At 68.1% G+C, this 24,293-nt stretch carries 21 protein-coding genes; 13 read left to right on the plus strand and 8 right to left on the minus strand.

The genetic code is table 11. The features are described from left to right. Nucleotides 1-27 precede the first annotated feature (27 nt). The 4 genes from dut to ubiE all read right to left on the minus strand — a co-directional run bounded on the left by dut (nt 28) and on the right by ubiE (nt 4,286). A complete protein-coding gene (gene dut / locus WI697_RS02195) occupies nt 28-486 on the minus strand; it encodes a dUTP diphosphatase (RefSeq protein WP_345957222.1) in 459 nt (152 codons plus the stop codon). Further along, nucleotides 486-1,760 carry a bifunctional phosphopantothenoylcysteine decarboxylase/phosphopantothenate--cysteine ligase CoaBC gene (gene coaBC, locus WI697_RS02200; protein ID WP_345957223.1) on the minus strand — a complete coding sequence of 425 codons (1,275 nt, stop codon included), beginning with the start codon at nt 1,758-1,760 and terminating at the stop codon, nt 486-488. Before coaBC ends, dut begins: the two co-directional genes overlap by 1 nt. 171 nt (nt 1,761-1,931) lie before the next feature. Further along, complete coding sequence (gene ubiB / locus WI697_RS02205) at nt 1,932-3,446, minus strand: 2-polyprenylphenol 6-hydroxylase (protein ID WP_345957224.1); 1,515 nt, start codon at nt 3,444-3,446, stop codon at nt 1,932-1,934. Between the two features lie 27 nt (nt 3,447-3,473). Beyond that, nucleotides 3,474-4,286 (minus strand): bifunctional demethylmenaquinone methyltransferase/2-methoxy-6-polyprenyl-1,4-benzoquinol methylase UbiE, encoded by an 813-nt coding sequence (gene ubiE, locus WI697_RS02210; RefSeq protein ID WP_062765902.1) that lies wholly within the window; start codon nt 4,284-4,286, stop codon nt 3,474-3,476. A gap of 79 nt (nt 4,287-4,365) precedes the next feature. Between ubiE and mutM the strand changes: the two genes are divergently transcribed. The 11 genes from mutM to WI697_RS02265 all read left to right on the plus strand — a co-directional run bounded on the left by mutM (nt 4,366) and on the right by WI697_RS02265 (nt 15,369). Further along, a complete protein-coding gene (gene mutM, locus WI697_RS02215; RefSeq protein WP_345957225.1) occupies nt 4,366-5,229 on the plus strand; it encodes a bifunctional DNA-formamidopyrimidine glycosylase/DNA-(apurinic or apyrimidinic site) lyase in 864 nt (287 codons plus the stop codon). After that, the gene (locus tag WI697_RS02220; protein ID WP_062765896.1) at nt 5,226-5,654 is read left to right on the plus strand and encodes a hypothetical protein; all 429 of its coding nucleotides are present in this window, start codon (nt 5,226-5,228) and stop codon (nt 5,652-5,654) included. Before mutM ends, WI697_RS02220 begins: the two co-directional genes overlap by 4 nt. A gap of 148 nt (nt 5,655-5,802) precedes the next feature. Continuing rightward, a complete protein-coding gene (locus WI697_RS02225) occupies nt 5,803-6,576 on the plus strand; it encodes an enoyl-CoA hydratase (protein ID WP_014747078.1) in 774 nt (257 codons plus the stop codon). A gap of 193 nt (nt 6,577-6,769) precedes the next feature. Beyond that, nucleotides 6,770-7,039 carry a 30S ribosomal protein S20 gene (gene rpsT / locus WI697_RS02230; protein ID WP_014747079.1) on the plus strand — a complete coding sequence of 90 codons (270 nt, stop codon included), beginning with the start codon at nt 6,770-6,772 and terminating at the stop codon, nt 7,037-7,039. A gap of 551 nt (nt 7,040-7,590) precedes the next feature. After that, entirely contained in the window at nt 7,591-8,061 is a 471-nt protein-coding gene (locus tag WI697_RS02235) for a rhodanese-like domain-containing protein (protein ID WP_014747080.1), read from the plus strand. 106 nt (nt 8,062-8,167) lie between these two features. Continuing rightward, entirely contained in the window at nt 8,168-9,703 is a 1,536-nt protein-coding gene (gene dnaA / locus WI697_RS02240) for a chromosomal replication initiator protein DnaA (protein ID WP_345957226.1), read from the plus strand. A gap of 207 nt (nt 9,704-9,910) precedes the next feature. Continuing rightward, the gene (gene dnaN / locus WI697_RS02245) at nt 9,911-11,032 is read left to right on the plus strand and encodes a DNA polymerase III subunit beta (protein ID WP_014743521.1); all 1,122 of its coding nucleotides are present in this window, start codon (nt 9,911-9,913) and stop codon (nt 11,030-11,032) included. After that, on the plus strand, nt 11,029-12,294 hold the full coding sequence (recF, locus tag WI697_RS02250; protein WP_345957227.1) for a DNA replication/repair protein RecF: 1,266 nt from the start codon (nt 11,029-11,031) through the stop codon (nt 12,292-12,294). Before dnaN ends, recF begins: the two co-directional genes overlap by 4 nt. Before the next feature lie 13 nt (nt 12,295-12,307). After that, the gene (gyrB, locus tag WI697_RS02255; protein ID WP_062765890.1) at nt 12,308-14,812 is read left to right on the plus strand and encodes a DNA topoisomerase (ATP-hydrolyzing) subunit B; all 2,505 of its coding nucleotides are present in this window, start codon (nt 12,308-12,310) and stop codon (nt 14,810-14,812) included. An 84-nt stretch (nt 14,813-14,896) separates the two neighbouring features. Continuing rightward, nucleotides 14,897-15,106, plus strand: coding sequence for a ribbon-helix-helix protein, CopG family (locus tag WI697_RS02260; protein WP_014743524.1), 210 nt, complete (start codon nt 14,897-14,899; stop codon nt 15,104-15,106). After that, a complete protein-coding gene (locus WI697_RS02265) occupies nt 15,103-15,369 on the plus strand; it encodes a hypothetical protein (RefSeq protein WP_014743525.1) in 267 nt (88 codons plus the stop codon). Before WI697_RS02260 ends, WI697_RS02265 begins: the two co-directional genes overlap by 4 nt. 34 nt (nt 15,370-15,403) lie before the next feature. On the opposite strand, the gene WI697_RS02270 is transcribed toward WI697_RS02265, so the two are convergent. Next, nucleotides 15,404-16,219, minus strand: coding sequence for a DODA-type extradiol aromatic ring-opening family dioxygenase (locus WI697_RS02270; RefSeq protein ID WP_345957228.1), 816 nt, complete (start codon nt 16,217-16,219; stop codon nt 15,404-15,406). A gap of 400 nt (nt 16,220-16,619) precedes the next feature. Between WI697_RS02270 and WI697_RS02275 the strand changes: the two genes are divergently transcribed. After that, nucleotides 16,620-18,563 (plus strand): transglycosylase domain-containing protein, encoded by a 1,944-nt coding sequence (locus WI697_RS02275; protein ID WP_345957229.1) that lies wholly within the window; start codon nt 16,620-16,622, stop codon nt 18,561-18,563. An 11-nt stretch (nt 18,564-18,574) separates the two neighbouring features. On the opposite strand, the gene WI697_RS02280 is transcribed toward WI697_RS02275, so the two are convergent. After that, nucleotides 18,575-19,795, minus strand: a complete 1,221-nt coding sequence (locus WI697_RS02280) for a multidrug effflux MFS transporter (RefSeq protein WP_345957230.1) — start codon at nt 19,793-19,795, stop codon at nt 18,575-18,577. A 519-nt stretch (nt 19,796-20,314) separates the two neighbouring features. Here WI697_RS02280 and WI697_RS02285 point away from each other — a divergent pair. Beyond that, nucleotides 20,315-21,412, plus strand: a complete 1,098-nt coding sequence (locus WI697_RS02285; RefSeq protein WP_014743529.1) for a citrate synthase/methylcitrate synthase — start codon at nt 20,315-20,317, stop codon at nt 21,410-21,412. Between the two features lie 101 nt (nt 21,413-21,513). Here the strand turns inward: WI697_RS02285 and WI697_RS02290 are convergent, their stop codons facing one another. Next, nucleotides 21,514-22,401, minus strand: coding sequence for a 23S rRNA (adenine(2030)-N(6))-methyltransferase RlmJ (locus WI697_RS02290; RefSeq protein WP_345957231.1), 888 nt, complete (start codon nt 22,399-22,401; stop codon nt 21,514-21,516). Between the two features lie 90 nt (nt 22,402-22,491). After that, complete coding sequence (locus tag WI697_RS02295; protein ID WP_062762658.1) at nt 22,492-23,709, minus strand: amidohydrolase family protein; 1,218 nt, start codon at nt 23,707-23,709, stop codon at nt 22,492-22,494. Nucleotides 23,710-24,293 lie beyond the last annotated feature (584 nt).

The raw sequence follows: 24,293 nt of genomic DNA on the forward strand, positions 1-24,293 counted from the left end.
CGTTCCGCGGCAGGCCCGGATCTGTTCTCAGTGCCCGGTGGAGCCGAAGCCGCCGGCGCCGCGGACGGTGTCGTCCAGCGCCTCGACCTCGACCAGGCGGGTGGCGGTGACCGGGGCGATCACCAGCTGTGCGATCCGCATGCCGCGGGTGATCTCGACCGGCGCATCGCCCAGATTGATCAGCAGGACTTTCAGCTCGCCGCGATAATCGGCATCGATGGTGCCGGGCGCATTGAGCACGGTGACGCCCTGAGAGAAGGCCAGGCCCGAGCGCGGCCGTACCTGCCCCTCATAGCCTTCCGGGATCGCCATGGTCAGGCCGGTCGGAACCAGGGTCCGCCCCCCGGGGGCCAGCATGATCGGCGCGTCGGCCGGCACGGCGGCGGGCAGGTCCAGCCCGGCGGCACCGGCGGTCTTCATCTCGGGGAGCGGCAGGTCGCGGCCGTGATCGAGGCGGACGACCCCGATCCGGAGGTGGCGGTCCATCAGGCGGAATCCTTGGTGGTGGGCGCTGCGAAGTGATCGGCAATGCGGCGGGCCAGCCGGTCCGCCACCGCCTGCTTGGTCATGGCGGGCCAGCTGTCGGTGCCGTCGGCATCGATCAGGTGGATGGCATTGTCGTCGCCGCCGAAGGTGCCGGTGCCGGTCGAAACGTCGTTGGCGACGATCCAGTCGCAGCCCTTGCGCGCCCGTTTGGCACGGGCGTGGTCCAGCACCTGCTCGGTCTCGGCGGCAAAGCCCACCACCAGGGCCGGGCGCGACGGGCCGGATGCCGAGATGGTGCGCAGGATGTCGGGATTCTCGATCAGCCGGATGTCGGGCGGCAGCGCGCCGCCCGGCTGCTTCTTCAGCTTCTGCCCGGCTTCGATCGCCGGCCGCCAGTCGGCGACGGCGGCGGCGCAGACGGCGATATCGGCGGGAAGCGCCGCTTCGACCGCCGCCAGCATCTCGCGGGCGCTTTCGATATGGATGGTGTCGACACCGGCCGGATCGGTAAGGCGGGTCGGGCCGGTGACCAGCGTCACCCGGCAGCCCAGCGCGGCGAGTGCTGCCGCGATGGCATGACCCTGCTTGCCGGACGAGCGATTGGCGATGTAGCGCACCGGGTCGATCGGCTCGTGCGTCGGGCCGCTGGTGACGACGGCATGCCGGCCCGACAGCGGGCCGGGCGCATCGATCAGGGCCGTCCCGGGCCCCGTGAGCGCCGGGCGGCTGTCCTCGGCCAGGGCGGCACGGATGGCCTCCACGATCGCCGGCGGCTCTGCCATGCGGCCGGGGCCGAACTCGCCACAGGCCATTTCACCCGCGTCGGGACCGACCGTCAGCACGCCGTCGCGGCCAAGCTGGTCCAGATTGCGCCGGGTTGCCGGGTGGAACCACATCCGGACATTCATCGCCGGTGCCACCAGCACCCGCTTGTCGGTGGCAAGCAGCAGGGTGGTCGCCAGATCGTCGGAAATGCCCGCGGCCATCTTCGCCAGGATGTCGGCGGTGGCGGGGGCCACGACCACCAGGTCGGCGGCGCGCGACAGCTGGATATGGCCGATCTCGGTCTCGTCTTTCAGCGAAAAGAGGTCGGTGTGGACCTCCTCGCCCGAGAGCACGGCGAGCGACATGGGGGTGACGAACTCGCCGGCCGCACGGGTCATCACGACCTTCACCCCGGCGCCCGCTTTGCGGAGCAGCCGGATGAGTTCGAGTGCCTTATAGGCGGCGATGCCGCCGGTGACGATCAGCAGGATGCGCTTGCCGGTGAGCACCGGACCCTCCGCTTGGGATCCGACGGCTGGCGGGGGCCGTCATGTGGAACCTGCGCAATTGCGCAAGGTGTGGTGTGGTTAAACTAGGCGCCCTGAGGTCGCCGTGCAAGAGACAAGGCGAACCGGCATTTTAACCTGACGATGTTGCGGATGAGATGCGTCCCTGCCCGCTCAGCCCAGGATGAGCCAGAGCAGGGCCACCAGCAGGCCGCCGCCGATCGCGGCCGAAAGCCGGCTGCCGCTCATGATCACCGGGCGCGGCCGTTCGGGATCGCTCAGGGTTTCCAGCCGATCCATGATCCGGGGCAGGCGCTGTGCCACATGCAGCATCTCGCGCAGGGTGGTCTCGGCGCGGGCGCGGGGGCCCAGATTGGCGGCCATCCATTCGCGGATCAGCGGCTCCGCCAGCACCCACATATTGGCGCCGGGGTCCAGCAGTCGGGCCATGCCTTCCGCCTGGACCATCGTCTTCTGGAGCAGCAGCAGCTGGGGTTGCGTCTCCATCTGGAAGGTGGACGTCACCTGGAACAGCTGGGCGAGCAGCCGGCCGATCGAGATCTCGTTCTGGGGCTTGCCCAGGATCGGCTCGCCGATCGAGCGGGCAGCCTGGGCAAAGAGCGGCCGCGACTGGTCGGGGGGGACGAAACCGGCCGCAAAATGCACGTCGGCCACCGCATCGTAGTCGCGGGTCAGGAAGGCGCGCAGCATCTCTGCCAGATAAAGCCGCGACTGGCGGTCCAGCCGGCCCATGATGCCGAAATCGACCACGGCGATGCGACCGTCAGGCAGGATGAACAGGTTGCCCGGATGCATGTCGCCATGGAAGAAGCCGTCGCGGAACACCTGCAGGAAGAAGACCCGGGCGGCATTCGCCATGATTTCGCGCCCGTCGAGGCCTGCGGCCTTAAGTGCTGCGGTGTCGTCGGCACGCACGCCGCCGGTGATCCGCTCCAGCGTCATCACCCGGGCGGCGGTGCGCATCCAGTCGATCTCGGGCACCATGAAGCCGGCATCGCCCTCGAAATTCTCGCGCAGCTCCTGGCCTGCCGCCGCTTCCATTCGCAGGTCGGTTTCAATCGCCACCACTTCCGACAGGGTGCGGACCACCTCGACCGGTTTCAGCCGGCGGCTGCCGGGCAGCAGGCGCTCCAGCCAGCGAGCGATCCAGGCGAAGAGGGCGAGGTCGGTGGCGAGCGCGCGCTCCACCCCCGGACGCAGCACCTTGACCGCAACCTCGCGGCCGTCGGTGGTCTCGGCGAAATGGACCTGGGCGACCGAGGCCGCCGCCACCGGCACGTCGTCGAACTGCGCGAAGAGGTCGCTGACCGGCCGTTCGAAAGATTGTTCGATGATCCGCCGCGCATCCGCCCCCGGGAAGGGCGGCAGCCGATCCTGCAGCCGGGCCAGATCGCGCGCCACGGTTTCGCCGATCAGGTCGGCGCGGATCGACAGCACCTGGCCGAGCTTCACGAAACTGGGGCCGAGGGCGGTGAGCGCCCGGGCCAGCCTTTCGCCTTCCGCCAGCTCGCGCAGGTCGCGCCGGGTCAGGCGCCGGGCGGTCCGGCCGGCAAACCCCGCCGCCGGATGCTGGGTCGCCAGCTGCTCGAGCGGGAAGAGCGCGCCGTGACGGGCGAGGACATAGCCGATGCGCGAAAGCCGCAGCAGGTGGCGCAGGGTCGAGAACATGGGGGTCCGATCGGGAGGGGCGGGCGCTCAGACGTTCCAGGCCGAGTGCAGGGCGGCGATGCCGCCGGACAGCAGCCGCACCTTGACCTGGCGGAAGCCGGCGTCCGCGATCATCCCGGCGAAGCGGTCGGCGCTCGGGAATTTGCGGATGCTTTCGGCGAGGTAACGATAGCTCGCGGCATCGCGCGCGACCACCCGGCCCACCTGCGGCAGCACCTTGAAGGAATAGAGATCGTAGAGCCGGTCGAGCACCGGCGCCTGCACTTGAGAGAATTCCAGGCACATGAACCGGCCGCCGGGCTTCAGCACCCGCCGCGCCTCGGCAAGTGCCGCCGGGATGTCGGCGACGTTCCGGATGCCGAAAGCGATGGTATAGACATCGACCGAGGCCGATCTGACCGGCAGCACCTCGGCATTGCCCGCCACCCAGTCGATGCCGTCCAGGATGCCGCGATCGACCGCGCGGTCGCGGCCGACCTCGAGCATCGCAGGCGTCAGGTCGCAGACCGTCACCCGGGCCGGCGGCAGCTGGGCGGCTGCGGCACCGGCATTGCGCCGGGCGCGATCGATGAAGCGGAAGGCGATGTCGCCGGTGCCGCCGGCCACGTCGAGCAGGTGCTGGCCGGGCCGCGGCGCCAGCCAGTCCATCATCGCGTCCTTCCACAGCCGGTGGACGCCGCCGCTCAACAGGTCGTTCATCAGGTCGTAGCGCCGGGCGACGCTGTCGAACACGCCGCGCACCATGCGGCGCTTCTCACCGACCGTGGTGCTGGTGAACCCGAAATCGGCAGGGCGCTCGTCGCCGGCGTGCCGGCCGGCGGGCTCGTCGATCACTGACATCGCTCGTCCTCGGAACCTTCGGGTGCGGGTGCGCGAGGGAACATAGCGCGGGCGGGGGCATTGCGCTACCCTCGCCCCCATGCCAGAGCTGCCCGAAGTCGAAACCGTGCTCAGGGGCATCGCCCCCAGGATGATCGGACGCCGCCTCGCCGAGGTCGAGGCGCGGCGCCCGGATCTGCGTCGCCCGCTGCCCGCCGGTTTCGTGCAGCGGCTGACGGGGCGTGCCGTGATCGCGGCGGATCGTCGCGCCAAATATCTGCGCCTGCACCTTGAGGGGGGCGAGACGCTGATCGTCCATCTGGGCATGTCGGGCCGGCTGGTGATCGAGGATGCGCAGCCGCCGGTCGCCTTCCGTCACGGCCCCTCGATCGCGGTGGCGGATGCGCCCCATACCCATGTCGTGTTCCGCCTGGACGACGGCACCCGGATCCTGTTCGCCGATCCGCGCCGCTTCGGGCTGATGGACATCGCCGCCACCGACGATCTGGACGCCCATGACCTCTTCGCCCATCTGGGACCGGAGCCGCTCGGCAACGGTTTCTCGGGGCCCTATCTCGCCCGGGCCTTCGAGGGGCGGCGGGCCCCGGTGAAGGCGCTGCTGCTGGATCAGCGCGTGGTGGTGGGGGTCGGCAACATCTATGCAAGCGAAAGCCTGTTCGAGGCCGGCATCCACCCGGCCCGTGCCGCCGGCACCCTGTCGGGCGAGGATTGCGACCGGCTGGCGGCGGCGGTGCGCGCGACGCTCGACCGGGCGATCACCGCCGGCGGCTCCACCCTCAGGGATTTCGTCGGTGCCTCGGGCGAACTCGGCTACTTCCAGCACAGTTTCCGGGTCTATGACCGGGCCGACGCCCCCTGTTCGCGGGAGGGCTGCGACGGTACCATAGAACGCGTCGTTCAATCGAACCGTGCCACCTATTTCTGTTCCCGGTGTCAGGCATGACCGTTTTCCGGACCATGATCGTCCTTGCGGCGCTCGCGATCGCCGGCCCCATGACCATCGGTCTCAGCCCGGTTGAGGCCGCCGACACCGAGTTCCTGGGCCAGGTCGAAGATCTGCCGCTGGCCCCGGGGCTCGCCGAGGACGCGGGGGGCTTTACGTTTGACAAGCCCGACGGGCGTATCGTAGAGGCTTACGCAGTCGGTCGTGTGACCGGTGCACAGGTGATGCGCTTCTACCGCGACGCCCTGCCCCAGCTGGGCTGGCGCGAGGTCGGGGGTGCCGCTGCCGCATCCGGTGCCGGCGCCGGTATCGCCGCCTTCACCCGCGGGGCCGAGCGCCTGACGATCGACACGGCCGAGCAGTCCTCCGGCCGTCTGGTCGTGCATTTCGTGCTGGCACCTGCAGAGGGTGCTGCGCGCCCCTGACAGCCAGGCTCCCGCCCCTGCCGGGAGGCCGCCGGGCGTCGGGACGTCAGTCTTCATCGACCGGCTTCGGGACCAGGCAGGCGGCGAAGGATCCCGCATCCGCCGCCCCGGTGAAGCCGGCGCGGGATCGCGGAGGGAGCAGACCCACATGTCCTACAAGAACATCCTGGTCGACACGCGCGGCGCCGTCGGGCTGATCCAGCTCAACCGGCCCAAGGCGTTGAACGCGCTCTGCGCCGAACTGATCGAGGAGCTGAACGCGGCGCTCGACGCCTATGAGGCGGATCCCGAGATCGGCGCGATCGTGCTGACCGGCAGCGAGAAGGCCTTTGCGGCCGGCGCCGACATCAAGGAGATGCTGCCCAAGTCCTTCCAGGACGTCTACATGGAGGACTTCATCTCGCGCTGGGAGCGGGTGACCCGCTGCAAGAAGCCGGTGATCGCGGCGGTGTCGGGCTATGCGCTCGGCGGCGGCTGCGAGCTGGCGATGATGTGCGATTTCATCCTGGCGGCCGAGAATGCGAAATTCGGCCAGCCCGAGATCAATCTCGGCACCATTCCGGGCTCGGGCGGCACCCAGCGCCTCACCCGATTCGTCGGCAAGTCCAAGGCCATGGAAATGTGCCTGACCGGCCGGATGATGGATGCCGAGGAAGCCGAGCGTGCGGGGCTGGTCAGCCGGATCCTGCCGGTGGCAGAGCTGCTCGACGAGGCGCTGAAGGTCGCCCAGGCGATCGCCGCCAAGTCCCTGCCCTCGGTGATGATGGCCAAGGAGGCGGTCAATGCCGCCTACGAGACCACGCTGACCCAGGGCGTGCGCTTCGAACGCCGGCTGTTCCATTCGAGCTTTGCGCTCGAGGATCGCCGCGAGGGCATGACCGCCTTCTCGGAGAAGCGCGAGCCCCAGTTCAAGAACCGCTGACCGCATCCCGCCGACCGGCGCTGACCGGTGCCGGTCGGCGGGAATCGCAGTGGTTGCACGACAACGGCCGACGGCGTTCCGGCCGGAGCGCTTTCGGCTTTGCCGATAACGTCTTGACTCAATCGTGGACCGCACCTATCGTCCGCGGCCTGAGTTTCCCCTTATCCCGAACGTATCCGAAGGGCCGACCCTGATGGCCAATCATGTCTCCGCCGAGAAGCGTATCCGTCGCAACGCGCGCCGGGCCGAAATCAACGGCGCTCGTATCAGCCGCATCCGCACCTTCGTGAAGAAGGTCGAAAAGGCCCTTGCCCTGGGCGACAAGGATGCCGCCGTCGCCGCTTTCGCCGTCGCCGAGCCGGAACTGCGTCGCGGCGTGAACAAGGGCGTGCTGCACGGCAACACCGCCTCGCGCAAGATCTCGCGCCTCAGCGCGCGCGTGAAGGCGCTGTCGCAGGCCTGAGCCCGCAGCGGTCCGGCGCCCGATCGTGGCTGAAACTCCGGAAGCCCGGAGGTGACAGCCAGAGTCTTCGGCATATGGTCGCAGGCAGCCCGACATCCTTCGACGCACGGCATGCGATCTCCGCATGCCGTGCGTCGTCGTGTCGGGATTGATGCATCGCGTCAAAAGATCGCGTTCGCATTTCGGACCCGTTGCCAGCCGCCCGGGCCGGGGCTAGTCTAGGCCCCATCGAATGCAGGTCCGTCCCCACAGCGGCCGAGCGTACCGGAGGTTCCGGACCGGATGCCCGATCAGGCAACCGATCCATCGAATCCAAGGCATGCTCGCCGGCGGTTTCGACCGACCTGTTTCCCAAGCCTTTCGAAGAGCGGATGTGGACGGCGCGTCGTTCGATGCATGGACATCGAATGATGACGCAGAGGCTTTGTCCGCAGGCGGCCCCAGGGCCTGACCATGCGGATCCCGTGGCCCCGGGCCATGCGCGTGCCCTTTGCCTGCCGCGTCCCCCATCCCTTCGTCCTGATCTGCCAGAGGAGCCACGAGGCGACGCCATGGCCAGCACCGACGACATCCGCCGCAACGCATCGGCCCGCACGGGCGCCCAGGCCGGCTATGCCGGCGACGTCACGCCCGAGGAGGCGTGGGCCTTTCTGGAGCAGCAGCCCGACGCGGTTCTGGTCGACGTGCGCACCCGCGAGGAATGGATGTTCGTGGGCCTGCCGCTGCTCCAGCCCCTGGGCAAGGAGCCGCAGCTGATCTCGTGGCAGGTCTGGCCGCAGATGGCGCCCAACCGCGACTTCACCAATGCGCTGGCCGAGGCCGGCGTCGGCCGCGAGCAGCCGGTGCTGTTCCTGTGCCGCAGCGGCGCCCGGTCGCGGGCTGCTGCCATCGCGGCCACGGCCGCGGGCTATGAGACGGCATTCAACATTGCAGGCGGGTTCGAGGGGGATGTCGGCCCCGACGGGCATCGCGGTACGGTCAACGGCTGGAAGGCGGCGGGGCTGCCCTGGTTCCAGAACTGACCCGACCGTCCGTCACCGCCGTGTCGTGGCCCGAGAGGGGGCGGCGCGGTTGCCGTTCGTCCGCATGAAGCCGGACGACCCCCGCCAACTCCGACTGCCGCTGCCCATGACCTCGGTTTCCGATCCTGCTGACTTCGCCGAATATGAGGCACAATGGGCCCGTGTGCGCGACTCGCTCCGTACCGAGTTCGGTGATGCCGCCTTCTATTCCTGGTTGAAGCCGCTGGCTCTCGCTTCGGTCGCCGATGGCCGGGTGACGATCCAGGTGCCGACCCGCTTCATGCGCGACTGGGTGGTGTCGCATTATGCCGACCGCATCCGCGTGCTGTGGTCGTGGGAGAATCCGGCCGTGCGCCGGGTCGACATTGCCGTGGCCGGCGTGAAACCCGCGGCCGCAGAAGCGCCGGCACAGCCGGCCCCCCGGCCTGCGGAGGTGGTGGATCTGCCACCGGTGCCGATGGCCGTGCCGACGCCCATGGCCTCCAGGTCCGCTGCTGCCGCCGCCCCGGTGCGGGCTGCGGCACCGCGTGCGGCCACCGCGGCGGCGCCTGCGATCGTCATCGCCGACGCCGATGCCGAGGCGGAAGCGGGCAGCCGTGCGGCAGAGCGGATCGATCAGTGGTCGGCCGGGCTGGACCCGCGCTTCACCTTCGACAATTTCGTCTGCGGCAAGCCGAACGAACTGGCCCATGCGGCGGCGCTTCGTGTCGCCGAAAGCGAGACGGTGCAGTTCAACCCGCTGTTCCTCTATGGCGGCGTCGGTCTGGGCAAGACCCATCTCATGCATGCCATCGCCTGGCATATCCGCGGCCGCAATCCGCGCCGCAAGGTCGTCTACATGTCGGCCGAAAAGTTCATGTACGAGTTCATCCGGGCGTTGCGCTACAAGGACACCATGGCGTTCAAGGAGCAGTTCCGCTCCGTGGATGTGCTGATGATCGACGACGTGCAGTTCATCAGCGGCAAGGACTCGACCCAGGAAGAGTTCTTCCACACCTTCAATGCGCTGGTCGACCAGAACCGTCAGATCGTGGTCTCGGGCGACCGCTCGCCCTCCGATCTGGATGGCATGGAAGAGCGGCTCCGCTCCCGCCTCGGCTGGGGCATGGTCGCCGATATCCACCCCACCACCTATGAACTGCGGCTCGGCATCCTGCAGCAGAAGGCGGATCAGCTGGGGGCGGTGGTGCCGGTGAAGGTGCTGGAATTCCTGGCCCATAAGATCGCCTCCAATGTCCGCGAGCTGGAGGGCGCCCTCAACCGCGTCGTCGCCCATGCGACCCTGGTCGGCCGGGCGATCACGCTGGAGACCACCCAGGAAGTCCTGCAGGATCTGCTGCGCGCCAATGAGCGCCGGCTGACGATCGAGGACATCCAGAAGCGGGTGGCCGAGCATTTCAACATCCGGGTCTCGGACATGCATTCCGCCCGGCGGTCCCGCGCGATCGCGCGGCCGCGGCAGGTGGCGATGTATCTGGCAAAGCAGCTCACCCAGTCGAGCCTGCCCGAGATCGGCCGCAAATTCGGCGGCCGCGACCACACCACGGTCATGCACGCGGTCAAGAAGGTCGAGGAACTGGCCGGTCAGGATGCCGGTTTCTCCGACGATATCGAGCTGCTGCGCCGGATGCTGGAGAGCTGAGCCGGGGGCATCCACGCCGCCCCGTCCGTGCGGTCCGCATCCCGGTGACATCTGCCGTTACACTGGCTTCGCGCGCAGGCGGGCGGTATACTCCTAGCCCCTGACGGGGCCAGAGTCCGGAACCGTCTCCGGGGGTCGTCACCGCCCTCTCAGATCTGCCGGCCGGGCATGCCCCAAGCCGATCGACAGCCCTCACCGGGAGCGCACATGAAGCTGACCATCGAACGCGCCGCCCTGCTCCGCGCGCTGACCCACGTGCAGAGCGTCGTCGAGCGCCGCAATACGATTCCGATCCTGGCCAATGTGCAGGTCGAGGCGGAAGCCTCGGGCCGGCTGCGCCTGACCGCCACCGATCTGGATCTGTCGGTGGTGGAGGATGTGCCGGCGACGGTGGGACAGCCGGGGCGGACCACGGTGCCGGCGCACACCCTGCACGACATCGTCCGCAAGCTGCCCGACGGCGCCGAGGTCGAACTGGCGCTGGATGCCGCCAAGGGCCAGGTGAAGCTGACCGCCGGTCGCTATGCGTCGGCGCTGTCGGTGTTGCCGGCCGAGGATTTCCCCGAGATCGCCGAGGGCAACCTGCCCTTCGCCTTCTCGCTGCCGGCCGATGAGCTGAAGCGGCTGATCGACAAGACCCGCTTCGCCATTTCGACCGAAGAGACCCGCTATTACCTGAACGGCATCTATCTGCATGTGGCCGAGGGGCCGGATGGCCGGCGGCTGCGTGCGGTCGCGACTGATGGTCATCGTCTGGCCCGCGTCGAGGCGGATGTGCCGGAGGGTGCCGCCGGCATGCCCGGCGTGATCGTGCCCCGCAAGGCGGTCGGCGAGCTGCGCAAGCTGGTCGACGAGGTCGATGCCGAGGTGTCGGTGGCGCTGTCGGAAACCAAGATCCGTTTCGTCTTCGGCGACGTGGTCCTGGTCTCGAAGCTGATCGACGGCTCGTTCCCGGATTACGAGCGGGTGATCCCGGCCGGCAACGACAAGATGGTGCGGATCGACTGCAAGCCCTTCGCGGCTGCGGTGGATCGTGTCGCCACGATTTCGAGCGAGAAGTCGCGCGCCGTGCGGTTCTCGCTCACCGACGGCCGGCTCGATCTTGCCGTGACCAGCCCGGATAACGGCTCGGCGAGCGAAGAGCTGACGGTCGACTACGAGGGCCAGCACATCGATATCGGCTTCAATTCGCGCTATGTGCTCGATGTGGCCGGCCAGATCGACGGCGATCTGATGGAGCTGGCGATCGCTGACGGAGCCTCGCCGGTGGTGATCCGCGATACGGCGGATGCCGGTGCGCTCTATGTGCTGATGCCGATGCGGATTTGATCACGCCCAACCCCACCGATTTCCCGGAGCCCACCGCCGGCGCTGCGTCTCTGCGGCCGGGGGTGATGCGACCGGCCATTACCCGGCTGGTGCTGACCGGTTTCCGCAATTACCCGACGCTGCGTCTGGCGCTGGACCCGGCACCGGTGGTGCTGACCGGGCCCAACGGCGCCGGCAAGACCAATCTGCTCGAAGCCGTGTCCATGCTGGCCCCGGGACGCGGCCTGCGCGGTGCGCGACTGGGAGATATGGACCGGCTGATCCCGGGTGTGGAGGGACGGAGCGGCGGCGGCTGGGCGGTGGCGGCGACGGTCGAGACCGCCGATGGGCCGGTCGAGGTCGGTACCGGCCTTGCCGGCGGCGGCCTGGAGCGCGAGCGCCGGATCGTCCGGGTCGACGGCCGCAATGCGAGTGCCGCGGAACTCGGGCGGCGCTGGTCGGTCCTCTGGGTGACGCCGGCGATGGACCGGCTGTTCGTCGAGGCGGCGGGCAATCGGCGGCGGTTCTTCGACCGGCTGGTCTATGGGCTGGATCCCGACCATGCCGGGCGGATCGCGGCCTATGAGCAGGCGATGCGCGAGAGGGCGCGGCTGCTTCGCGACGGCCGGCGCGACCCCGCCTGGCTGGGCACGCTGGAGGCGACCATGGCCGCCAGGGGTGTTGCGATCGCGGCGGCACGGCTGGGCTTTGCAAGCCAGCTGAAATCGGTTCTGGCGGCGGGCGGCCACGGCTTTCCCAAGGCCCGGATCGCTATCGAGGGTGAGGTGGAGGCGGCACTAGCCGGCCAGCCCGCCCTTGCGGTGGAAGACGGGCTGGCCCGGCGGCTGGCCGAAAACCGGGGGATCGACGCCGATACCGGGACCACCCGGGCCGGCGTCCATCGCACGGATCTGGCCGTGACCCACGAGGGCAACGGCATGCCGGCGGCGCGCTGCTCCACCGGCGAACAGAAGGCGCTGCTGCTGGCCCTGGTGCTGGCGGTGGCACGGCTGAAACGGACGGTGGAAGGATCGGCGCCGATCCTGCTGCTGGACGAGGTGGCCGCCCATCTCGATGCCGAGCGGCGCGACGCGCTCTATGACGTGCTCGTCTCGCTCGGTGCCCAGGCCTGGCTTACCGGCACCGACCGCCCGCTCTTCGCCGGGCTCGGCGGCGGACGGGCGCAGTTCGTGCGGATCACCGATGCCTCGGCGATCCGCGACCAGATCGTCGACCCTGCCGGCACTCCCCTGCCGGCGGCGGGCGACCATGACCGAGGATGATGGAACCGGTTCGATGACAGAGCAGCCCGCACACTCCCCGTCCGAGACTGCCATCGCAGCCACGTCCTATGGCGCCGACTCGATCAAGGTCCTGCGTGGCCTGGATGCCGTGCGCAAGCGTCCCGGCATGTATATCGGCGATACCGACGACGGCTCGGGCCTGCACCACATGGTCTACGAGGTGGTCGACAATGCCATCGACGAGGCCCTGGCCGGCTGGTGCGACACCGTCGACGTGGTGCTGAACCCGGACGGATCGGTGACCGTGCGCGACAACGGCCGCGGCATTCCGGTCGACATCCACGAGGAAGAGGGCGTGTCGGCGGCCCAGGTCATCATGACCCAGCTGCATGCCGGCGGTAAGTTCGACCAGAACTCGTACAAGGTGTCGGGCGGTCTGCACGGCGTCGGCGTGTCGGTGGTGAATGCGCTGTCGGAATGGCTGGAGCTGCGCATCTGGCGGGCGGGCAACGAGCACTTCATGCGCTTCCGCATGGGCGATGCCGAGGCCCCGCTGGAGATCGTGGGGCCGGCCGGCGACCGTACGGGCAGCGAGATCACCTTCCTGCCCTCGACCGACATCTTCACCAAGACCGATTTCGACGCCGCCACTCTGGAACGCCGCCTGCGTGAGCTGGCCTTCCTGAATTCGGGCGTCACGATCGAGTTCACCGATCTGCGCGCCGAGACGCCGGCCGTCCACCGCATGCATTACGAAGGCGGCATCGAGGCCTTCGTCCGCTATCTGGACCGCAGCAAGTCGCCGCTGCATTCGCTGCCGATCACGGTCTCGGGCGAGCGGGCCGGGATTACGGTCGAGGTCTCGATGCAGTGGAACGACAGCTATCACGAGAACGTTCTCTGCTTCACCAACAACATCCCGCAGCGGGATGGCGGGACCCATCTGGCCGGATTCCGTGCGGCGCTGACCCGCACGATCAACGCCTATGCGGCGTCTTCCGGCCTGGCCAAGCGCGAGAAGGTCGCGATCTCGGGCGAGGATGCGCGCGAGGGGCTGACCTGCGTGCTGTCGGTGAAGGTGCCGGACCCGAAATTCTCGTCGCAGACCAAGGATAAGCTGGTCAGTTCCGAGGTGAAGCCGGCGGTCGAGAACCTGGTGGGCGAGCGCCTGGACCAGTGGTTCGAGGAACATCCGCAGGACGCCAAGGCGATCGTCGGCAAGGTGGTCGAGGCGGCGGTCGCGCGCGAAGCGGCCCGCAAGGCCCGCGAACTCACCCGGCGCAAGAGCGCGCTCGACATCACCAGCCTGCCCGGCAAGCTGGCCGATTGTCAGGAGCGCGACCCCGCCAAGTCCGAGATCTTCCTGGTCGAGGGTGACTCGGCAGGCGGCTCCGCCAAGCAGGGCCGTAATCGTGCCAATCAGGCGATCCTGCCGCTGCGCGGCAAGATCCTGAACGTGGAGCGCGCCCGCTTCGACAAGATGCTGAGTTCGGCCGAAATCGGCACGCTGATCTCGGCGCTCGGCTGCGGCATCGGCCGGGACGATTTCGATCCCGACAAGCTGCGCTACCACAAGATCATCATCATGACCGACGCGGACGTGGACGGCAGCCATATCCGCACCCTGCTGCTGACCTTCTTCTACCGCCAGATGCCCGAGTTGATCAAACGCGGCCATCTGTTCATCGCCCAGCCGCCGCTCTACCGCATCAAGCGCGGGTCGAGCGAGGTGTATCTGAAGGGCGAGCTGGAGCTTGAGAATCACCTGATCGCCCAGGCGCTGGAGGACACCGTTCTCACCCTGGCTTCGGGGGCCCAGCATGCCGGCGGCGACCTGCGGGTGATCGTGGAGCGCTCACGCGATGTCGCCAACCAGCTGAAGGCGATCGCACGGCGTGCGCCGCTCTGGCTGCTGGAAGAAGCGGCCCTCGCCGGTGCGCTTTCCGAGGCGGCCTTTGCCGACAGGGCCGCGGCGGAACGCGCCGGTGCCGCCCTGGTCAGCCGGCTGGATGCCCGTGCGAACGAGCATGACCGCGGCTGGTCCTTCGCGGTCGAGACCGGTGCCGCGGAGGGCGAGATCGGCCCCTCGGCCGGTGCCGGCCGGGCGGGCGAGGTGCGGCGGATCCGGGTGCGCCGCGAACTGCGCGGCATGCAGGAAAGCTATGCCATCGATGCCAGCCTGTCGCGCGGCGGCGAGGCGCGGCTGATCAGCCGGCATCTGGCCGAACTCGGCCCGGTCTTCGATGGCGTTGCCACCATCGCCTTCGACAAGGGCCGGGAAGTGCGCGTCGTCGCCCCGCGCGAATTGTTCGAGGCGGTGCTGGAGGCCGGCCGCCGCGGCATTCAGGTGCAGCGCTATAAGGGCCTTGGTGAGATGAATGCCGACCAGCTGTGGGAGACCACCATGGACCCCAACAGCCGCACCCTGCTTCAGGTCCGCATCAATCATGCCGACGAGGCGGATGAAATCTTCACCACCCTGATGGGCGATGTGGTCGAGCCGCGTCGCAACTTCATTCAGGATAACGCGCTGAACGTTTCCAACCTGGACGTGTAAAGCGCCGTATCTTGCTTCGCCTCCATTGCCTCCTCGCCCGGATTGCTCCTATATTTCAGAGTGATCCGGGCAAAGGAGGTCGGGATGAGCGTCAAACTGAATCTGATCCTGTCGGACGACCTCGGCCGCGAAATCGATCAGGCGGCAAGGGAGAGCGAGACCGACCGGAGTGAGATTTTCCGGAAGGCGCTCCAGCTGTATCTGGCGGCCCGGGAGGGCAAGCGGCGCGGATTGAAGCTCGGGCTCATTGAACCCGGATCTGAGCGCGTCGAGACTGAGATCGTCGGATTGTGAACACGATTGATCTCGATCGTCCTCCGTCGGGGCACAGGCTCGACGTGAAGATTTCTCCTGACGAAGCGGCCGGTGAGCGCCAGGTGCGTCTGTTCAAGGACGTCACCCTGTTTTTGATGGCCGCAGGCTTCGTCATTCTCATCATCGTCTTTTGCTTTTTGACGGTGACGTCGGTTGCTGCGTCTGTCGACGAGAAGAAGTGGGCGATGTCGGTTCTTTCTGCCGCAGCAGCCGGGTTGATCGGTTATCTCATTCGCAAATGAAGCGGGGCCGCGGGTGCGGAGCTGCTCACCTGCGTCAATCGAACCGGAACGCTGAAACCGTCGTCTCCATCACCCGGTCGGAAAAGATCTTCCGGCCCCGTCCTTCGGGTGCTGCACCCGCCGCGACCATGAGCGGGATCAGGTGCTCTTCCGCCCGGGGCGGGTGGCAGAGCCGTGCCGCCGGGGCGTCCGCCCATTCTGTCAGCGCCGTATGGCGGGTGGCGGGGGCCGCCTCCACCGCACCGGTCAGCCAGGCGTCGAAGCTGTCGGAGACCGGGCCGAAGCGGGGATCGCCATAGCCGCGCATGTTGTGGAAGCTCATGCCGCTGCCCAGGATCAGCACACCCTCGTCACGCAAGGCGCCAAGGGCGGCACCGGCGGCGAGATGGCTGGCCGGATCCAGATCATTGCGGATCGACAGCTGAACCACCGGCAGGTCGGCATCGGGGGCCGCGAGCAGCAGCGGGATGAACATGCCGTGATCGAAGCCGCGCGCAGGGTCGACATGGGCGGCGAGGCCGGCTGCCCCCAGCAGGTCGACCACCCGGCCGGCGAGCGCGGGATCGCCCGGCGCCGGATAGCGCAGCTGGTAGGTATGTGGTGGAAACCCGTAATAGTCGTAGATCAGCTCCGGCGCCGCGGCACCGGTGACGGCAAAATCGTCGGTCATCCAGTGGGCGGAGACCATCAGGATCGCCCGCGGTCGCACCGGCAGCCCCCGGATCAGCCCGCGCAGAAAATCGCCCATGCGGGTCCAGGTGTCGCGGGGCGTCCAGTCCATGAAGAAGCAGGGGCCGCCGCCATGGGGGATGTAGATTGCGGGCATGGGCGCGGTTGCGGCCTGGCTCATGGGGGTGTCCTCCGGCTGGGGTTCGATGCCGAGTATGCGTCCGCCGGCTGATCCGGCAAAGTCGCATGAAGGTCACGACCTGGAACAGGCCGTTCCACGTAGTGTCCGCAAATACCGTGCCCCTGTTCCCGTCCCGTTCCGAGACCCGCCGTCCATGCGCCGAGCTTCAGTTCCCGTCCGTCGTGATCCCGTGCTGTCGTCGGCTGCCGTCGAGGCCCCGGGAGAGGATGGCCCGTTTCTGATGGCCGAGCGCCGCACCTCTGGTGGTGGAGCCAGGCCATCGGGCAGCGGCGGCGGGCGTCGTGGTACGGGGCGTCGTGGGACAGGGAAGGGGGGATCCGGTGACGGCGGCAGCCGGCCGCCGCGGCGCTGGTTGCGCCGGGCAGGCATTGCGCTCGGCGTGGTTGCCCTGATTTTCGCCGGCTATATCGCCTGGGTGCTGCGGGACCTGCCCTCGCTTGACGAGCTGAACAAGCCCGCGGCGGAGCCGGGTATCACCGTGCTGGCCCGCGACGGAACCGCGATCGCCGTCTATGGCCGGCTGACCGGCCGCCAGATCACGGTCAACGATCTGCCGCCGGCCCTGGTCGAGGCGGTGCTGTCGACCGAAGACCGGCGGTTCTACGACCATCCGGGCATCGACATCTTCGGCATCGGCCGCGCGGTCTATGCCAATCTTTCGGCCGGCCGGGTGGTGCAGGGCGGCAGCACCATCACCCAGCAGCTGGCCAAGATGCTGTTCCTGACCCCGGAACGCTCTTTCGAACGCAAGCTGCGCGAAGCGGTGATGGCGCTCCGCCTGGAAGCGGTCTACGACAAGAACGAGATCCTGGCCCGCTATCTGAACCGCGCCTATTTCGGCGCCGGGGCCTATGGCATCGATGCGGCGGCACGGCGCTATTTCGACAAGCCGGTCGAGGAGCTTGATGTCGGCCAGTCGGCGATGCTCGCGGGCCTTCTGCAGGCGCCGTCGGCCTATGCGCCGACATCGGCGGCCGAGCGGGCCGAGCGGCGGATGAGGGCGGTGGTCCAGAACCTGGTCGATGTCGGCTATCTGACGCCGGAGGCGGCGAAAGAGGTGCGGGTGCCGAAGCTTGCCCCCTCGGCCCGGGCGACGGTGGGGGCCACCAACCGGCGCTGGTTCGCCGATTGGGTGCTGGACCAGCTTTCGGCCCATCTGGAACCCACCACCCGCGATATCGTGGTCCGCACCAGCCTGGATGCGGAGTTGCAGAGTGCGGCCGAATCGGCCGTGAGCGAGGTTCTGGCCGCCGACGGGCCGAAGCTCAAGGCCGGCCAGGGGGCCTTTGTGGCGGTGGCGCCCGATGGCGGCGTGCTCGCGATGGTCGGTGGCCGGGACTATCGTGCCAGCCAGTTCAACCGGGCGACCCAGGCCTGGCGCCAGCCCGGATCGACCTTCAAGCTGTTCGCCTTTCTGGCGGCGCTGGAAGCGGGCTGGGAGCCGAACACCCTGGTGCTGGACGCACCGGTGACGGTGGACGGCTGGTCGCCTGCGAATTTCGAGCCGGACTATGCGGGCGAAGTGCCCCTGGTCCAGGCGGCCGTGCGCTCGCTCAACACCGCGACCGTACGGGTGGCGGAAGAGGTCGGGCGCGACCGGGTGATCGCGACCGCCCGCCGTCTGGGCCTGTCGGGCGACCTGCCCAGGGTTCCGAGCGTGACCCTGGGGACGGGGTCGGAGAACCTGCTGGAGATGACGGCGGCCTATGCGGCGCTAGCCAATCAGGGGCGCCCGGTTCAGCCCTGGGCGATCGAGGAGGTGCGGGCAGCCGACGGAACCGTGCTCTATCAGCGCGCCGCGCCGGAACCGGCCGAACCGGTGCTGTCTGCCCACACGGTCCAGGCGATCAACGCCATGCTGGTCAAGGCGGTGGAGACCGGCACCGGCCGCGCCGCGCAGCTGCGCGGTGCCGTGATCGCGGGCAAGACCGGCACGACCCAGGATTACCGCGATGCCTGGTTCATCGGCTATACCGGCGCGGTCGCGGCGGGGGTCTGGGTCGGCAATGACGATGATGCGCCGATGCGCGGCGTGACCGGCGGCCGGTTGCCGGCCAAGATCTGGGCACGCGCGATGTCGGAAGGGGGCGGCCGGATGATGCTGGTGCCGCCGCCGGTTCTGGACATCAGGGCGCCGGCACCGGTGGTGCCGCCGTCGGATGACCCGCTCTCGCGCCTGCTGCGCGGCCTGTTCGGCGAGGAGAGCGCCACCCCTGCCCCGCCCGGGCAGCCGTCGGCGCAGCAGCCGGCGCGCCCGGCACCCTCTCAGCCCTCGCGGCTGTCCAATCCGCCGGCCTATCCCGGAGAGCGCTTCGACCGCTGACGGCCTGCGGCTCAGACCGGCCGGTTGGGCCGGTGGACCAGCAGGCGGTTGGCGGTGAGCGCGATGGCGGCGAGCACCAGGATGGTGCCGGCGATCGGGATCGGCGTGCCGTCGGCAAGCGGCGCCGTGGCCGCCGCGACGATGCCGCCCGTGGTCATCTGGGTGCTGCCGATCAGCGCACTGGCGGTGCCGGCCATATGGGGATAAGGCAGGATGGCCGCGGTAAAGGCCTGGGGCAGGGCGAAGCCCGCACCGGCAAGCAGGAAGGCGGCGCCGGCCGTGACACCGAGGGCGGTGTCGGTGCCGGTCAATGTCTGGGCCAGCATGACCAGACCGCCGGTTGCCATCAGGCCGAGCCCGATGGTCAGCAGGCGCAGCGAGCCGAGCCGCATGACCAGCCGCCCGCCGATGCCGGCGCCCGCCACATAGCCGGCGACCGCCAGCCCGAAATACAGGCCGAAACGTTCGGGCCGGATGCCGTAGCCCTCGATCAGCAGCACCGAGGAATTCGACACCCAGGCGAAAAGGGCGCCAAAGGCCGAGCAGGTGCAGATGCCGAGACCGACGAAGCGGCGGTCGTGGAGCAACTCGCCCATCGCTCTCAGGATCGCGACCGGCCGGATCCGGCTGAGATCGCGATTGGTGATCGGCTCCGGCAGGATGGTGACGGCGCTTGCGATCAGCAGGATGCCGATCACACCAAGGGCGGCGAAATTGCCGCGCCAGCCGAACAGCACCTCGATCTGACCGCCGATCATCGGCGCCACCATGGGGGCGAGTGCGGTTGCCGAGGTGATGGAGGCGAAAATCGATCCTGCGCGTTCGGGCGGAAACAGATCGCGGACCAGGGCGCGGCCGATCACGGCCCCGGCACAGGCGCCGGCCCCCTGCAGCACCCGGGCCATGACCAGCTGGTCGATGGTCGCGGAATAGAGACAGAGAACCGAAGCCACCACCTGCACCGTCATGCCGGCGATCAGCACCGGCCGGCGGCCCAGCGCATCCGAGACGGGGCCATAGACCAGCTGGGCGAGGGCCAGCCCCCACATATAGCCGGTCAGGGTCAGCTGCGCGGTTGCGGCATCCGCGCCCAGATCCCGCCCCATCGCCGGCAGCGAGGGAAGATAGAGATCGGTCGAGAGCGGCCCGAGGGCGGTCAGCGCGATCAGAACCAGGGTGATACCGCGGCTGGGGGCGGCACCGCGGCCGGGGCCGGAGGTGGGGAAGGACATTGCGGCGATGCCGATCGGAAGCGCGTGGAGACCTGCCAGCTTATAGGCCGTCGGGCGGTGCCGGCCAAGAGGGACGCCTCGATCGCCAGGATCGCCATAGAGTCTCGCTTTGTGAGACACATTTCACCGGACAGGATTTCACGTCTCGCCTTGAAGAATACTCATGCATGACATCCGCCGCTCTGATGCCAGAATAGTGTCAGCAGTGCTGACGTGTCCGTCCGAAAATAAGAGCGGGATTACAGTGGGTTGTGACATATAAGCGGGACCGCGGCCGTCCGGATGCGCCCGAGACAGGTTGTTGCGTGCTGGGCGTGTCCGTCATTCTATGGTGACATGTTGTCCCGCGATAATCGCGAATAAATTGACGGACCGCTGCCTGCGGAGTTATATCTCCCCCACATGTTGAGGCCCGGACGCAGGGGCCCCCCGGAAATCCGACGTCCGCCCCAGCGGGCGGCGCCGGCAGCGAGGGACTCCGCCGACGGAGCGCGCCCCGTAGCTGGAGAGGATTTGAGCGTGACGATCAATGCAGGTCTCGAAGGGATTGTCGTCGCCGAGACGGATCTGTCGCTTGTCGACGGCAAGAACGGCTATCTGGTCTATCGCGGGAACTGGGCCAAGGATCTCGCGATCTCCCGCACCTACGAAGATGTGGTTCACCTGCTGTGGCGCGGCCACCTGCCTGACGAACGCGAGAGCGAGGCCTTCCGCGCCGAACTGGCGGCCCGCCGCAAGCTTCCCGACTATCTGAAGACGATCATCCGGGCGCTGCCGCCCGAGACCGACACCATGAGCGTGCTGCGCACGGCGACCTCGGCGATCGGCGATCGCAGCTTCGCCTGGCCCCCCACTTTCGAGCAGGCCTCGGAGATCCTCGCCAAGGCGCCGACGATCATCGCCTATCGCAATGCGCTGAACACCGGCCGCGATCCGATCGAGCCGGATGAGAGCCTCGGCCATGCCGAGAACTATCTCTATATGCTCCATGGCGAGAAGCCGACCCGCGTCCACACCCGCGCGCTCGACGCCTATATCATCCTGACCGCGGAGCACGGGCTCAATGCCTCGACCTTCACCGGCCGGGTGATCACCTCGACCCGTTCGGACATCGCGTCGGCGATCACCGGTGCGATCGGCGCGCTGAAGGGCCCGCTTCATGGCGGCGCGCCCTCGGAAGTCGACACGATGCTCGAGGAGATCGGCACCAAGGAGAATGCCGAGCCCTGGCTGCGCCAGCAGATCGAGGCCGGTGAGCGTCTGATGGGCTTCGGCCACCGGGTCTACAAGACCATGGATCCGCGCGCCGTGGCACTCCGCCAGGTGTCGGACAGCTTTGCCGGCGAAGATCCCTGGTTCGACCTCTCGGTCCATGTCGAGGAGACCGCGGTCCGGCTGCTGTCGGAATACAAGCCCGGCCGCAATCTCTATCCGAATGTCGAGTTCTGGGCGGCGGCGGTGCTGCGCGGCGTGCGCATCCCGACCGACCTTTATACCCCGACCTTCGGGCTGGCGCGCATGGCCGGCTGGTCGGCGCATATCCTGGAACAGGCCGACAAGAACCGCCTGATCCGGCCCGAATCGACCTATGTCGGCGAGATGCCCAAGGCGTCCTGACGACCTCTGGCGCCTCGATGCAGAACGGCCGGTCGCCCCCTCGGGGCGGCCGGCCGTCTGTTTATGGCGACCTTTTTTATGACGACCTTTGTGGTGGCCGGTCAGTCGCGCGGCAGAGCGCTCACGCGCCAGTGGCCGGGGCGCTTCGGATCTGCCGCCAGCCTGCGGGCGCACCAGTCCAGCAGATCGGCCATGCCCTCTTCCACCGGCCAGGCGGGGTTGACCGCGATCAGCCCGGTGGTGGTCATCCCGTCCGAGGTGCTGCCGGGGGGCAGGATCGACAATTCGGCGCGCAGGCCTTCCACATGGGGCGGCAGGGCGCGGCCGATCCTCCGTGCCAGATCTTCGGCGGCCTCGGCCCGCTTCACCGGGTACCAGATCAGATAGCTGCCGCTGGCCCAGCGTTCGATCGCGGCCTCCATGGCGCGGGCCAGACGATCGAACTCGTCCACCTCTTCGAAAGGCGGGTCGATGATGGCGAGGCCGCGCCGTTCCCCCGGCGGCAGGCAGGCTTTCAGCACGCCGTAGCCGTCGTGGCGCAGCACTTCGATCCGCGGGCCCGGGCGCGGGGCGCGGGCGCCCAGCACCCGTTCCAGCCGTGCACGCACCGGATCGACGGTCTCGGCTGCGATCAGCCGGTCGCCCGGACGCATGGCAAGGGCGGCAATGAGGGGAGAGCCGGGATAGCGCCGGCGCGTGCCCACGGCACCGCGACCGTCATCCACCGCATCCAGCGCCCGGCGCAGCCCGGCAATCAGGGCCGGTTCGTCCGGGGCCGGTCGGTCGGGGATGCGGAAGATGCCGCCGCGGGCCTCGCCGCTGCGCAGGCTTTCGGGGGCCTCCAGGTCGTAGAGCCCTGAGCCGGCATGGGTATCGATCACCACGAAGGGCTTCGACTTGCGGGCCAGATGGGCGACCGTGGCGGCCAGCGCCGCGTGCTTGACGATGTCGGCAAAATTGCCGGCGTGGAAGTCGTGGGCGTAGTTCATGCCTGGGGCGGGCCTGTTCTGGAAATGCCATGGGCGATCACCGGATGGTGACCGCCCCGGCGTCTTTCGACAAGGCCTGCCTGGCCGGGATCAGCCCTGCGCGGTCTGGGTCGGCTTCGAGAAATGCACATCTTCGGGCTTCAGCCCATAGAAGCGCATCGCATTGGGGCCGAAGATCAGATCCTTGTGCGCATCGGGCACGTCGTCGCGCTCGCGGATCGAGCCGAAGGCTTCACCCAGCTTGCCGCCGGCATAATGGGTGTGCGGGAAGTCTGCGGCCCCCAGAATGCGATCGGCGCCGATCAGATCGACGAAGGCCGGCAGGTTGGCCTCGTCACCCTCGACGGTGAAGTAGATCTCACGCTCGCGCAGATAATCGATCGGGGCCTTTTCCGCCGGCCAGACCTCGGCCGCGGGCGTCACCCGCCACTTGTCCATCCGGTCGAGCACGGTGGGGAACCAGCTGGCGCCACCTTCCAGGAAGCCGACCTTCAGCGACTTGAAGCGATCGAGAATGCCGCCGCCCAGGAAGCTGAAGAAGCCGAAGACGATGGTCATCTCGAAATTCAGGATGAAGGCTGCGGCCGGGCTGTCGAGGCCTTCGCCGATGCCGTCATGGGCCCAGCCGACATGGACGCAGATCGGCAGGCCGACCTCTTCCGCCGCCGCCCAGACCGGATCGAACCGGCGATCATGCAGCAGAACCGATCCGACCGTGCCCAGCACCATCAGCGAGGTCGCCCCCAGCGCCTTGGCACGATGCACTTCCTTCACCGCCTGATCGGGCAGGCGCATCGGCAGAAGGGCCGCCCATTTCAGCCGGGTCGGCTTCTTGGCACAGGTTTCGGCCATCCAGCTGTTATACGACCGCATCAGCGCCGCCTCGAACAGCGGATCACGGGTCAGCGGCTGGAGGAAAAGTGTCGAGTAGATCGTCGCGACGTCCAGCTGGATCTCGTCCATCTTCGCGCAATAGGCGTCGACGTCGAGAATGCCCTGGATGGCGGTGCTGACCGGCTTCAGCTTCGCATAGTCGGTGACGATCGGGCTGGCATGACAGGACGCCTGATAGCCCTGCATCTTGGGCCGCATCTCGCCGTCGATCAGCCAGGCATAGTTGCGCTGGGTCCGATGGGCGATCATGTCGCCGATATGGACGATCTTGGGCCGCCGGTGCCAGTAGGCGCGGTCCAGATGATCAAAGATGCCGTCATGATCCTCGATATGAGAATCGGCATCGATGAAGGGGTGTTTCTTCTCGGCCGACGCGAAAGCGCCACGCCGGTTCGGAACGGACTGATAGGTCATCGGGCTGCTCCGCCGTGCTGCCTGCCTGAAATGGCAAATGTCTCGTTCTGCGAGACGATTTCGGGCGATCCACCATTGCGTGATATTGGCCGCCCCGTCCTAGCCAAAAATGAGCACCGCAAACCGGCTTGTCAATTTTTGCGATCTATTCCACCAGAAATAATCGCCGGAGCCGCGATCCTTCCGGCTTTCGGCGGCAAATGTCTCGTTTCATGATACTTGCGGGGATGAATTGCTCGTGGAGGTTGAGAAAACGGGTTGCCGGTTAGATAGCGATGTTTTAGGGTCTTCCAACTGACGGTAGATAATCCGTCAGGATAGTCATCGGTGGGAACGATCGCCAGCAGCATCGCACCGGCACAAAGTCGGGCGAGATCGCGCCGGAAGAGACGGCGGCAGGCGACGGAACCAGGGCAAGTGGCGCAGGCGATGCGGCGGGCAAGCCGGCTTTGTCTGCGAAGCGGGGCAGTCGCGAACGGGGGGCCGGCAGGGCCAGGACCTGTCGGCGTGAAGACGCAGACCGGATGTGAAGTGCTGAGCGGCAGCCGCCGCCATGCGCCGTGGGTGATCCATTGCCCGCAATC

Source organism: Tistrella mobilis, from assembly GCF_039634785.1.
Lineage (GTDB): Bacteria > Pseudomonadota > Alphaproteobacteria > Tistrellales > Tistrellaceae > Tistrella > Tistrella mobilis.